The sequence below is a fragment of the Stieleria magnilauensis genome (genome assembly GCA_007753675.1).
GTDB lineage: Bacteria > Planctomycetota > Planctomycetia > Pirellulales > Pirellulaceae > Stieleria > Stieleria magnilauensis.
In genome coordinates this window covers 5,282,058-5,294,490 of the sequence record CP036432.1, presented here as the reverse complement: position 1 = coordinate 5,294,490, position 12,433 = coordinate 5,282,058, and the positions used below count along the sequence as shown (strand labels likewise).

The following is a 12,433-nucleotide window of genomic DNA, read 5'->3' as shown; positions in this document are numbered from 1 at the left end:
TGTGTGACGGTTGCTGAATCCGATCCCACCGAATATCTAGCGGGTCATGGTCTGTGGCTCCGGCACGCCATCGATTTTTCCGATCGTTCGCTGTCCTTTGCCCGGACGGCCCTTGTCACCCAGGTCTTCACGTGCCGCTTCGGCCAGTCGCATCAGTCGGCCAACGACATCGGGATGCTCGGCGGCAACGTTGTGTCGACACGAAACGTCGTCGTACAGATGGAACAGCAGGGTTTGCGGCGGGGCATTTTTTCTGAGATGGGGATGACCGGCGGAGGGATCGATCGGCAGGAATAGTTTCCAGGGTCCCGAACGAACTGCTTGCAATTGATCCTGATGATAATAGTAAAACGCTTCGTACGGAGACGTTGCGTCCGGCTGGCTGTAGATCAAGGGGGCGATGTTGTGGCCGTCGATCGTGCGATCTTGCGGCAGTTCGCCGCCGGCCAGCTTGGTGAACGTCGGCAACAAATCCATCGTCGAGACGAGTTCGTCGCAGACGGTTCCCGCCTGCACGTGGCCCGGTTGCCACATCAACGTCGGGACTCGAAAGGCGCCTTCGCTGGTCGTGTAACCACGGCCGTGCAGGGGGCGATTGGATCCGCGTGAGAGATCGTTTAAGTCTCGATTGATCGGCGCACCATTGTCGCTCGTCCAGATCACAAGCGTCTTGCTGGCCAGTCCCAACTCGATCAATTGGTCCATCATTTGACCGATCGACCAGTCGAGTTCTTCGATGGAGTCGCCCCAGGGTCCGTTCTTGCTTTTTCCCCGAAAGGCTTCACTGGAAAACGGCGTCTTGGTGCTGCCCGGCATCGCTTGGGGAAAATACAGAAAGAACGGTTCCTCCCGGTGCTCCTGGATCCACTGCATCGCCCGTTCGGTGTACCGCTTGGTCAGTCCGTTTCGGTCACAGGGGGCTTCGACGACGACTTCGTTTTCCATCAATGGCAGTGGCGGCCAATGTTTTCCGTCCAGCCGATCGCCCAGTCGCTGGCCGACCGTTTGCGTCATGTCATCGCTGTAGGGGACACCGAAAAAGAAGTCGAATCCCTGACGTGTCGGCAAGAATTCGGGCTGGTCGCCCAGGTGCCATTTGCCGATGATCGCCGTCGCATACCCCTGTTCTTTCAGTGTTTCGGCAATCGTGATTTCGTCGGGGTTCAGTCCATACGGCGAGATCGGGCGAAGCACATGTCCGTCGCGGGGATTGCGGTGCATGCCGACGCGTTGGGAGTAGCAGCCGGTGATCAGGCTGGCGCGCGAGGGGGTGCAGACGCCGGCGGTCACACAGAAGTGCGTGAACTTTCGCCCCTGTGTCGCCATGCGATTCAAGTGCGGCGTCCGGTGCAGCGTTGAACCGAACGGTTCAATGTCGCCGTAGCCCAGATTGTCACAGAAGACGACGATGAAGTTCGGCCGTTCGGGGAGCTCGGCGCTGATCCCCGGTCGCACGAAGACGAATAGACTGGCCAAGGTGACGAACAGGAGGGCGTTGCGGCGGGTCAAGAGTTCTCTCCGTGGGAACGGCTGGGGGTGGAGGGGGATTTGAAGGGGATGCGCAACGGGATGACGATCAGCCGGTTCGCGCAGATGAGTGTCTGGGAGTCGAGCAGCAGCGACACGACTTGTCCGGCGACTGGGAGCAAACCGTTGAGGTTCGACTACAGCTTCTCAACGAACCGGCGAATCAATTCGGTTTCGCTCGCCGACCCCACTGATTTGAGTGTCGCGACCGCGTCGCCGACAGGAAATTCGTCTAAGACTTCACTGGCGGCAATCGGCTGGTAATCGTCGTCGGTAAGTCGTCCGAGCCAAAGTGTTTCCCCGTCGTATCGCCATACCTCGGGCACTCCGATGCTCGCTAACAGAGCCAGCTTGTTAATTGCTGAGCGAGTCATCTCGATCTCGATGACCAGATCAGGCGGAGGGTCGAACGCCAAATCGATTTCTCGTTTGCCACGCACGAGTTTCTCGTTTTGGATGTAATATGATTCGTCTGCCTCGAAGCCTCGTTTCAGATCGGGGCGTTTGAAGGCGGTCGACGCCGACGATGCGAGATCGATTCCTCTGACCAGACTGTACATTTCAACCAGACGCCCCAGCAGCGATTTGTCTGATTCGTGAGCCATCGATGGCGACATGATTTCGAGCAATCCTTGGTCATAGGTCATCAGTCTGCCGGCTCGATCTGGGTTATCGGCCAACGTTTCGTAGGTCTGCCACGAGATCGATCGCAGCAGGACACGCTGTTCGCCATGCGTGGTGGTGCGACTCATGTTCTGATCCGTTGAGTTGATTTGCGCGTATTGTACTCTCCGTCATCGCGGGTCGTGCAGTTTTCAGAGTCACCTGAGGGAGAGTAACGAAAACGCTTTTGATCAAGCATCGAATACCAATTCCTCGTCAAACCATTGCTGGCCGAGTTCTTGCTGGTAACGAAACAGTCGCTCGCCGGCGATCCGCAGTCGACGACTGACCTCGCGACCCAAATTCATCATCACCATCGCGTACTGTTCCATATCGACCTGACACAGTTTCATCAGTGCCGTGTAGGGAACTCGAATCACGCTGCAATCGGTTTCCGCTTTGACGCCGGCGAAGCGGCGTTGTAAATCGATCAACGACATTTCGCCGAAACAGTCGCCGGGCTGAACCCGCGCCAAGACAATCGCTTTGCCCTGCCAGGTCCGCTGGACGATCGCCGTTCCGGATCGGATCACGTACAAGCAGTCTCCCGCGTCTCCTTCGCGGAAAAAGAACTCACCTGCGGGCACCTCTTGCTCTTCGGATTGACTCAAAATCAATCGCAGCGTCTCCTGACGCAGGCCCCCGCACACCGGAGTTTGTTGGATGAGTTCCGTTTGATCGATTAACATGCCAAGACCCTTTATTGCCGAAGTCAACGGACAGAAATCTTTCTCGGGCCGCGTCCGGTACCCCCCAAGATGTCGCATCCGTGACGCAGTGTCAAAGATTTTGCGTCGGCGGTATTCGGCGAGTTCAGGGGTGTTCGGCGAGTGCAGCGGGACGCCCCGGTCATCTGGCCCTTGGAAACTGCGTTTCCTGCCAACGCTCGGCCGTCGGGACCCCCATGCCGACATACTCGATCCGGGCCGACGAGTTACAATGTGGCCGAGTCGGAATCGTCCGGCTCAAAGGCGGCCCCCCTCCCATTACATTTCCTCCTTCAGAAATCACGTCTCATGCTTCGCAGTTTTTGCCGGATCAGCGTCCTGGTCACCGCGATGACGTTGGTTACGTCCGCGGAGAGCGTTATCGCAGACAATTGGGCTCATTGGCGCGGTCCGACCGGCAACGGTGCGGCCGCCAGCGGCAATCCGCCGACCCGATGGTCCGAAACGGAGAACGTGAAATGGAAGGTGCCGATTCCGGGCCGCGGTTCCGGGTCGCCGGTGATTTGGGAAGACCGCGTGTTTGTGGTCACCGCCGTCGACGTGGGTCCAGGGACGGCGCCACCGCCACGAACCCCGCAGAATCGCAATCAGTTTCAACGTGGCAGGGCTCCGGCGCTGCCGAAACTGGACTTTCAAGTGCTCTGTTTCGACCGGCAATCCGGTCAGCAACTTTGGAAACAAACCGCGGTCACCGCCGTCCCGCACCAGGAAACCCATTCGACCAACGGATTCGCGTCGGCATCGCCCTGCACCGATGGCAAACATGTGTATGCGCACTTCGGCTCGCGTGGCCTGTATTGCTACACGATGGAAGGCCAGTTGAAATGGAAACGCGATGACTTTGGAAAGATGATCACACGCAACGGATTTGGTGAAGGCAGCTCACCGACACTTCATGGCAAGATGATCATTGTGCCGTGGGACCATGAGGGCGATTCGGCAATCTACGCGCTGGACAAATTGACCGGTGAAACGATTTGGAAGACGGATCGCGATGAACCGTCTTGCTGGGCTACGCCCTTGGTGATCGACGTCGCCGGAAAAAAACAGATCATCATGAACGGTCAAAACTCTGCCCGCAGTTATGACCTTGAAACCGGTCAAGAACTCTGGCGCTGCGGCGGCCAAACGGCTCGACCGGTCGCATCGGCGGTGGCCGACGACGGATTGGTGTTTGTCGGTAGCGGCTTCCAAGGATCGTTCCTCGGCGCGTTTCGGCCTGACGGACAAGGCGACATCGAAGGCACCGACCGTGTGGTGTGGACGGTTAACCGAAACACTCCCGACATCGCATCCCCTTTACTCAGCGACGGCCGGCTGTATTTCCACAAAGGCAAATCCGGCAACCTGAGTTGCCTGGACGCCAAGACCGGCAAACCCTACTACGATGCCGTCCGGTTGCCCGGAATCAGCAATACCTATGCGTCGCCGATGGCCGCCGGCGGGCACGTCTACTTGACCGGACGAAGTGGCACCACAGTCGTGATCAAGGATTCGGCAACGCTACAAATCGTCTCATCCAATTCGGTCGGTGAAACGGTTGATGCAACCCCGGTTCCGTGCGGCGATGAGTTGTTCATCCGCGGAGAGAACCATCTGTTTTGCATTGCAGACTGAATGAATCGAAAGGGTGAGCTTGAACGTGACGACTGATTGCGACGACGTTTTTATCCGAACATGAAACCAACCAACTACTGTACCAGCGAATCGCCGTCGTTCGTCATGGGCATCGACCTGGGTGGCACTTCGGTCAAATTAGGACTGTTGCGTGGGGAGGAGCTTGTCGCCCGCGACCAGATCTCCACGGCGCATTGCGACGAACCCTCCGATGTGTTTCGCCGGGCCCGCGAGTTTTCGGTCGCGGCGTTGCACCGGCACGGCGCTACGTTTGATGCGTTGGAATCGGTCGGATTGGCCATGGCCGGGGTGATCGACGAAGCGACGGCCACGTTGATGGAAACGGCAAACCTGCACGCCTGGCACGGTATCGGTTTTCATCAAGAATTGGCGCGCGTCTTTCAAAAGCCTGTCGCCGTGATCAATGATGCCAATGCCGCGGCACTGGGTGAATCCAGCTTCGGAGAGCATCGCACCGACTCGCTTTCTTTCTTGACGCTGGGGACCGGCATCGGCGGTGGGATCATTGTGGCCGGCCGCGCGATCAATGGCAGTCACGGTTGCGGGGGTGAAATCGGCCACGTCACCATCGAGCATGGTCCCGATGCCCGGCAGTGTGGTTGCGGCCGTGCGGGACATTTGGAAGCTTACGCCGGTGCCGCGGGCATCGTCAAAACCGCACTCGAACAACTCGAAGCGACCGACCAACCCTCGTCGCTGGGCGCGGTGGACGAACTGACGCCGGAAATCATTTCCGCCGCCGCCGAATGCGGCGATGCGATCGCGATGGAGACCGTTCGCAGGACCGGCGTGCATCTGGGGCGAGCGATCGCGATGCTCGCTCATATCGCCGATCCCGCCGTCGTGTTGCTCGGCGGTGCCGTGAACTTCGGCGGCAACCAGACTCGCACCGGCAGAGCGTTCTTGCGGACGATCCGAAGTGAAATGGTGCGTTTGTCGTTGGTCCAGACCGGAGAAACCCTGAAAATCGATTTTGCCACGCTCGGTAACGACGCCGGAATGCTCGGTGCGGCACAGCACGCACGACAACTGACACATCAAGCCGATCCATCTTGCAGCAACGAATGACACCATGAAAAAAGACAAACGAAGACTCAAACCCTTTCAACCCGCGACAGCGCCGTCGTCGATTCCGTATCGAGTCTTCCCCGAAGCGAGCGATGCCAGCGAAGCGGCGGCGCTCGAAATCGCGACGCTCGTTCGCAGTCGTGCCGCGGAGGGACGCACCTGCGTGCTCGGGTTGGCGACTGGTTCCACCGTCGTCAATGTGTACTCCGCCATGGTGCGGATGCATCGCGAACAAGGCCTCTCGTTTTCCAACGTGGCTGTCTTTGTGCTCGATGAATTTTTGCCGATGGAGCCGGAGTCGCTGCAGAGTCACGTCCGGTTCATGAACGAACACCTGTTCGACCACATCGACCTGCCGCGCGATCAGATCCACATTCCCGACGGGACCACGCCGCAGGATGAATTGGCAGAATACTGCCTGATGTTCGAAAACGAGATCGCCGAGTTGGGCGGCATCGACATGTTGATTCTGGGCATCGGTCGGACCGGACACATCGGTTTCAACGAACCCGGTTCGGGGACGGATTCACGGACGCGGCCGATCACGCTTGATGCGATGACCCGGATCGACGCGGCCAGCAATTTTTTCGGTGTCGAAAATGTGCCGCGGCGTGCGATCACGATGGGGGTCGGCACGATCCTGGACGCCCGACGGATTATCTTGCTCGCCTTCGGTGAAGGCAAATCATCGATCGTCGCCCGCGCGATCGAAGGCGAAATCGCTCCGGCGGTCCCCGCGACGTTTCTGCAACAACACGATGACGTCGAGTTCTTTCTTGATTCCGCTGCCGCAGCGAATCTGATCGAAATCCGATCGCCCTGGTTGGTCGGTGACGTCCGCTGGGATGACGTAATGGTCCGACGGGCCGTGATCGCACTTTCGCAATCGGTCCAAAAGCCGATTCTGATGTTGACCGACGCCGATTACAACGCCAACGGGATGCAGGGTCTGCTCGCCGAATACGGAACCGCCTATGAGATCAATCTCAGCGTCTTCCGCCATCTGCAAAATACGATCACCGGTTGGCCCGCCGGCAAACCGGACCGCCCCGATACGGTGTTTCCCAAACGGATCATTCTGTTTTCGCCGCACCCCGACGACGACGTTATTTCGATGGGAGGCACGCTGACACGCTTGGCGACTCAGGGTCATGAAATCCACGTCGCCTACCAGACCTCGGGCAACCTTGCCGTCTTTGATGGCGATGCGTTAAGGTTTGCCGAATTCGCCGCCGATTTCTGTCGCGAGTTCGAGGTCTATAGCGATGACATCCAACGTCTGACCGAGATGATGATTCACGCCATCCGCGACAAGGCATCTGGAAGCGTCGATATCAATGAAGTCCAGCGATTAAAAGGGCTGATTCGACGCGGTGAAGCGACTGCCGGGGCGCGAGTCTGCGGCGTCCGCGACGAACGATTGCATTATTTGAACTTGCCGTTCTACGAAACCGGTGCGGTCCGCAAAAATCCGATCGGCGAACGAGACGTTCAAATCACCGTCGATCTGTTGCGTCACGTGCAGCCCCACCAGATCTACGCCGCCGGCGACTTGAGTGATCCCCATGGAACCCACCGCACCTGCCTGGACATCATTTTTGCCGCCTGTGCGGAATGCCGACACGACGACTGGTTCGCGTCGACCGCCGTCTGGCTTTACCGCGGTGCCTGGCAAGAGTGGGCGCCCCACGAGATTGAGATGGCGGTGCCGCTGAGCCCCCAAGAAGTCGATCGCAAACGCGACGCGATCTTCAAGCACGAATCGCAAAAAGACCGCGCCCTGTTCCCAGGATCCGACGCCAGAGAGTTCTGGCAACGCGCCGAAGCACGCAACGCCCAGACGGCACAGATCTACGACCGACTGGGGCTGGCCCAGTACCAAGCCATCGAAGGCTTCGTCCGCTGGAAAGGGTTTGATTATGCCAGGGCGAATCACTCCAGAGGGACGAATTGATGCTAGAAGAGAGCCGGGCCTATTTTCGCCATGCCGCCAATGTTCTGGGACTTTCTGACCGGGTGCGGGACATCCTGCTGACCCCGTTGCGGATCGTCAAGGTCGGTCTGATCACCGAGAGCGACGAAGGAAAACTGATCCAGCATACGGGATACCGGGTGCAGCACAGTCGAGTCCGCGGACCGATGAAGGGCGGATTGCGCTACCACCCCTCGGTCGACGAAGACGAAGCGACGGCACTGGCCAATTTGATGACGTGGAAAACCGCGGTCGTTGATGTTCCCTATGGCGGCGCCAAGGGTGGGATCAATTGTGACCCGAGTGATTTGAGCGAGCGCGAACTGAACGAAATCACTCGCACCTTCGTCGGCCAAATCAAGGATGTCATCGGGCCCACCATCGACATCCCCGCCCCGGACGTCAACACGAACGCCAAAATCATGGGCTGGATCATGGACGAGTATTCCAAGTACGCCGGATTCTCTCCCGGGGTCGTGACGGGCAAGCCGTTGCACCTGTTCGGATCCGAAGGCCGTGAAGAAGCGACCGGTCGCGGCGTCACGATCGTGCTGGAAGAAGTGCTGCGCTCACAGAAAAAATCCATCACGGACGTCACGGTTGCCTTTCAAGGCTTCGGCAACGTGGGCAGTTTTGCGGCTCGGACGATGGCGGAACTGGGCGCCAAGATCGTCGCCGTCGGCGATCATGCCGGCGGCGTTTCAAACCCCGAGGGGCTCAACATCGACGAGTTGGTTGCCTGGACCGCCCGGCATGGAAGCGTCGCCAGATTTCCCGGTGGCGACGCGTTCGAAAGCTCCGAAGTATTGACCTGGAACGCCGACGTCCTGGTCCCCGCCGCACTCGGCGACGTGCTGACCAAAGACAATGCCGAAGACGTTCGGGCGAGCATCATCGTCGAAGCCGCCAATTCGCCGACCACCCCCGAAGCCGACGAGATCTTTCGGCGACGTGGCATTCTGGTCGTGCCCGATATTTTGGCCAACGCCGGCGGCGTGACGGTTAGCTATTTTGAGTGGGCGCAGAACATCCAACAATTCCGCTGGGAACTCGGACGCATCCGACACGAACTGACCGACCACATGCGAAAGGCCTATGCGTGCGTTGCCGATGTCGCCAAGAAGCGTGACGTCGATCTGCGCACCGCCGCGTTCATTCTGGCGATCCAGCGTGTCGGCGAGGCCGCCCTTTCGCGACGACCCTATGCCGAAGCCAAAGACCTGCCACGTTAAAACAAGTGGCGTAAGCTTCCTGCTTGCGAGCGATCACAAAGTTCTGATCCGAACGTCGCGCAAGCTGAGCGTCGGTTCGGCCAATCCCGGGAAATCGAGCCCGACCACTCCGGCACCGGCGTTCGAATCATCAACCACATCGCTGTGCAACCTGCCGTTGATCCAAACCTGGCAGCGGCCATCGACCACGCGGATGCGATAACGATTCCATTGTCCCGGATCAAAGGGAACGGCGATGCCTTCCAGATTGGATGCCGCGGGCGGAACATTGGCGACCGTTCCCACGACACGATTGTCTCTCACACGGGCGTGATAGCTGACCCGCATCTGCCCCGCGTCGGGCGACTTCGCGTCGAATTCCCATTCAAAGTTTTTGTACTTTGCGATCGTCGCCAGGTACGACGACGCATGACCGCTGAACGTCAACGTCCCATCTTCGGATGCGACGCCGCCTTTCTGCGCCCCGTAGGTCCAATGATGCAGGTCATCGAGAGACTTCCAATTCGGGCCATCACGCAACGCGATCAGCTGGTCTTTCAGTGAAGCTTTGATGGCAGCGTAAGCCGGGTCGCCGGCGAGGTTTTTCCACTCGCGGGGATCGGTGTCAAAATCGTAGAGTTCTTCTTCGCCGCTGGAGCAAAGCGAGTAGCGATACTGTTTGCTGCGGACCGAAAAATGCGGGAACCAAGTGCCCCCGTGTCGTTCGTGTTGGCTGTGGTCTTTGCCCGGCAATGCTGTGATCGCCACATCGGGACCGTCCCAGTCTCCTTCGGGCGACATCACCAGGGGAACCAGGCTGTGCCCTTCCAGTTTGAAACCGCCCGATGCGGCATTGGGTTCTCGGGGCAGTCCGCACAGTTCGTTCAACGTCGGGTACAGATCGATCCATGAGACGGGACGGTCGCAGGTCACGCCTTGGGGCATGCCGTCGACACCGGCGATGATCAGTGGAATTCGCGTCGCGCCGTCCCACAGACTTTGTTTGTAGAGGAATTCTTTTTCGCCCATGTGAAATCCGTGATCGCTGGTGAACACCACGATGGTGTTGTCACGTTGGGGACTGGCGTCAACGGCGTCCAGAATTTTTCCGACTTGATCATCGACAAAGGAAACGCAGGCCAAATAGGCTTGCAGCCATTGCTTGTAAAGCTGCCGGTCTTGATGACGTACGAGCATGTCGTAACGCCGGAACCCATAGAGTGATCTGTCTGCCAACGCGGTCGCGCAGTCAGCCAAGTCATCTTCGATCGTCTCGGGCAGTTCGATCGAATCGAGCGGGAAACGATCAAAGTATTCCTGTGGTGCGTAAAGCGGCGTGTGTGTCCGGACCAATCCCGTGAAGATCGCGAAGGGTCGGTCATGTTGCCTCGCGATCACTTCGGTTGACCACTCGGCACACAATTCGTCACTCAACTTGTCTCGATCATCATCGCCGTTGTAACGAAACGGTTTGCCGCCCAACCGCCATCCCTTGTAACCAGGGATTCCCGCCGCGGGATCCGGTTTCCAATCTGGGACCATCGACAGTGGGCCGAAGTGGTGTTCCCACTTGTAGTCCATGTCACCATCGGTGTCGTACAGATACATCATCGCCGGATGAGGAAGATGACTTTGATTGGATTTCCCATCCCACGGCCAAGGCCCGACGTCGGGCTTGGGACCGCGCAGATCAAACGCTCCATCGGACTGACCGCTGTGGTAAATCTTGCCGGTGCCGAACACGGAGTAGCCGTGGTTTTGCAGGTGCCGATTGAGTGAGACGGATTGATTCAGCACGCCGTTTTCTTTCCATTTCTCGAACCAGTACAGCCCGCTGGTTTGCGGATAGAGCCCGAACAGCATGCTGGCCCGCGACGGGGCGCAAATCGGATCGTTGCAATGGGCGTTGGTGAACGTGACGCCGCGTCGAGCGATTCGATCGATGTTCGGGGTCTTGATCCTCGGCTTGCCATCTGGGGCCAGCGGCAAGTCGTTCAAATCGTCGACGATGATCATCACGACGTTGGGACGTGCCTCCTCAGCCGATGCATCCGTGGTCATCGCAGATGAAACCGAACAAAGCACGACGAGAGGAACAAGGACGCGCGTCACCGATGGGTTGGGGCTGAATCGCATGCTATTGACGAGAAGGTGGCAAGTTCGAAAGGTTTCGCTGGAACCATTCTAGGCGCAGCGGATGCCGGGGTGTCGTCCACAATCAGAAACGGAAATTAGTGCCGGTCGGTACGAAATCACAGGGGAAAGGCTCACGCAAAGCCGCCAAGCCGCCAAGAAGAAGACGAAGAAATAGGACCGGAAGGAGTGGAACGCGGCACGCTGCCAGTTTCATCCACGATTGGTCCGGGTGCCGTCCTTTGCGGCTTGGCGCCTTTGCGTGAGACCTGCAGCTTCTCCGTCCAGAGTGCTCACGCAAAGCCGCAAAGCCGCCAAGAAGAAGACGAAGAAATAGGACCGGAAGGAGTGCGACGCAGCACGCTGCCAGTTTCATCCACGATTGGCGCCGGGTTCTGCCCTTTGCGGCTTGGCGCCTTTGCGTGAGACCTGCAGTTTCCCGTCCTGAGTGTTCACGCAAAGCCGCGAAGCCGCCAAGAAGAAGACGAAGAAATAGGACTGGAAGGAGTGGAACGCGGCATGCTGCCAGTTTCATCCACGATTGGCGCCGGGTTCTGACCTTTGCGTCTTGGCGTCTTTGCGTGAGACCTGCAGTTTCTCCGTCCAGAGTGCTCACGCAAAGCCGCCAAGCCGCCAAGAAGAAGACGAAGAAATAGGACCGGAATGCGTGGGGCCCAGCATGCTGCCAGTTTCATCCACGATTGGCGCCGGGTTCTGACCTTTGCGTCTTGGCGTCTTTGCGTGAGACCTGCAGTTTCCCGTCCAGAGTGCTCACGCAAAGCCGCAAAGCCGCCAAGAAGTAGGGCGGGCATGATGCGAATGATTGCGTAGAAGCCCAATCTCTTTTGCCCATGTCTTTCGGAGAGCTATTTCTCGCCTGCTTTTCGTTTCATGTATCAAGTGAGACACTGAGTTAAGCGTACCAAGTACTTTTATACATTGGAGATCTCGATGGACGAAAACCAAATTGCAAAAGTGATTGTAGACGTGGCCTATCACATGCACGTCAAACTTGGCCCGGGACTTCTTGAGTCGGTCTACCAGGAGATCATGGTGTACGAATTGCGAAAACGGGGATTGAGTGTTCAGCCCAAACATCCGGTGCCAATCGCCTGGGACGATCTTGAATTTGACAAGGGCTTTGAGGCCGATCTGATTGTGAACGGAATGGTCGTTGTTGAACTGAAATCGGTGGAAACGATCCATCCAGTTCACAAGAAACAAGTGCTCACTTACGTCAGACTTTCCGATCGACGACTGGGACTGCTGATCAATTTCGGGGAGAAGTTTATCAAGGACGGCATCTCACGGGTGGTCAACGGACTTCTCGATTGAATTGATGCAATCGTTCTATGATTTGATCGCTATTAGCTCTCGGTTCTGCCCTTTGCGGCTTGGCGTCTTTGCGTGAGGCACGCAGTTTTCCCGTCCAGAGCGCTCACGCAAAGCCGCCAAGCCGCCAAGAAGAAAATGAAGAAATAGGACCGGAAGGC

The 12,433-nt window shown here is 58.0% G+C and carries 9 protein-coding genes; 5 read left to right on the top strand and 4 right to left on the bottom strand.

The features are described 5' to 3' along the window. Positions 1 to 36: 36 nt before the first annotated feature. The 3 genes from TBK1r_RS18495 to TBK1r_RS18485 all read right to left on the bottom strand — a co-directional run bounded on the left by TBK1r_RS18495 (position 37) and on the right by TBK1r_RS18485 (position 2,879). A complete protein-coding gene (locus tag TBK1r_RS18495; RefSeq protein ID WP_473772516.1) occupies positions 37 to 1,509 on the bottom strand; it encodes a sulfatase family protein in 1,473 nt (490 codons plus the stop codon). 155 nt (positions 1,510 to 1,664) lie between these two features. Next, positions 1,665 to 2,279 (bottom strand): Uma2 family endonuclease, encoded by a 615-nt coding sequence (locus TBK1r_RS18490; protein WP_145213766.1) that lies wholly within the window; start codon positions 2,277 to 2,279, stop codon positions 1,665 to 1,667. A 102-nt stretch (positions 2,280 to 2,381) separates the two neighbouring features. Beyond that, the gene (locus TBK1r_RS18485) at positions 2,382 to 2,879 is read right to left on the bottom strand and encodes a Crp/Fnr family transcriptional regulator (protein ID WP_145213763.1); all 498 of its coding nucleotides are present in this window, start codon (positions 2,877 to 2,879) and stop codon (positions 2,382 to 2,384) included. A gap of 327 nt (positions 2,880 to 3,206) precedes the next feature. On the opposite strand from TBK1r_RS18485, the gene TBK1r_RS18480 reads away from it, so the two are divergent. Genes TBK1r_RS18480 through TBK1r_RS18465 form a run of 4 tightly spaced genes read left to right on the top strand, consistent with a single transcriptional unit; the run spans position 3,207 to position 8,828 of the window. Continuing rightward, complete coding sequence (locus TBK1r_RS18480) at positions 3,207 to 4,535, top strand: PQQ-binding-like beta-propeller repeat protein (protein ID WP_145213758.1); 1,329 nt, start codon at positions 3,207 to 3,209, stop codon at positions 4,533 to 4,535. A gap of 60 nt (positions 4,536 to 4,595) precedes the next feature. Then, a complete protein-coding gene (locus TBK1r_RS18475; protein ID WP_145213755.1) occupies positions 4,596 to 5,624 on the top strand; it encodes an ROK family protein in 1,029 nt (342 codons plus the stop codon). A 4-nt stretch (positions 5,625 to 5,628) separates the two neighbouring features. Then, a complete protein-coding gene (locus TBK1r_RS18470) occupies positions 5,629 to 7,578 on the top strand; it encodes a glucosamine-6-phosphate deaminase (protein ID WP_145213752.1) in 1,950 nt (649 codons plus the stop codon). Further along, on the top strand, positions 7,578 to 8,828 hold the full coding sequence (locus TBK1r_RS18465; protein WP_145213749.1) for a Glu/Leu/Phe/Val family dehydrogenase: 1,251 nt from the start codon (positions 7,578 to 7,580) through the stop codon (positions 8,826 to 8,828). Before TBK1r_RS18470 ends, TBK1r_RS18465 begins: the two co-directional genes overlap by 1 nt. Before the next feature lie 33 nt (positions 8,829 to 8,861). Here the strand turns inward: TBK1r_RS18465 and TBK1r_RS18460 are convergent, their stop codons facing one another. Next, entirely contained in the window at positions 8,862 to 10,868 is a 2,007-nt protein-coding gene (locus tag TBK1r_RS18460) for a sulfatase-like hydrolase/transferase (RefSeq protein ID WP_419581498.1), read from the bottom strand. Positions 10,869 to 11,891: 1,023 nt separating this feature from the next. Here TBK1r_RS18460 and TBK1r_RS18455 point away from each other — a divergent pair. Beyond that, positions 11,892 to 12,275 (top strand): GxxExxY protein, encoded by a 384-nt coding sequence (locus tag TBK1r_RS18455; RefSeq protein ID WP_145213744.1) that lies wholly within the window; start codon positions 11,892 to 11,894, stop codon positions 12,273 to 12,275. The last annotated feature ends 158 nt before the right edge of the window (positions 12,276 to 12,433 follow it).

Bases quoted from the DNA above. Each gene is read 5' to 3' on its own strand.
- TBK1r_RS18490 (WP_145213766.1), bottom strand. From the start codon at position 2,279: ATGAGTCGCACCACCACGCATGGCGAACAGCGTGTCCTGCTGCGATCG.
- TBK1r_RS18465 (WP_145213749.1), top strand. From the start codon at position 7,578: ATGCTAGAAGAGAGCCGGGCCTATTTTCGCCATGCCGCCAATGTTCTG.
- TBK1r_RS18475 (WP_145213755.1), top strand. From the start codon at position 4,596: ATGAAACCAACCAACTACTGTACCAGCGAATCGCCGTCGTTCGTCATG.
- TBK1r_RS18455 (WP_145213744.1), top strand. From the start codon at position 11,892: ATGGACGAAAACCAAATTGCAAAAGTGATTGTAGACGTGGCCTATCAC.
- TBK1r_RS18460 (WP_419581498.1), bottom strand. From the start codon at position 10,868: ATGACCACGGATGCATCGGCTGAGGAGGCACGTCCCAACGTCGTGATG.
- TBK1r_RS18485 (WP_145213763.1), bottom strand. From the start codon at position 2,879: ATGTTAATCGATCAAACGGAACTCATCCAACAAACTCCGGTGTGCGGG.
- TBK1r_RS18480 (WP_145213758.1), top strand. From the start codon at position 3,207: ATGCTTCGCAGTTTTTGCCGGATCAGCGTCCTGGTCACCGCGATGACG.
- TBK1r_RS18470 (WP_145213752.1), top strand. From the start codon at position 5,629: ATGAAAAAAGACAAACGAAGACTCAAACCCTTTCAACCCGCGACAGCG.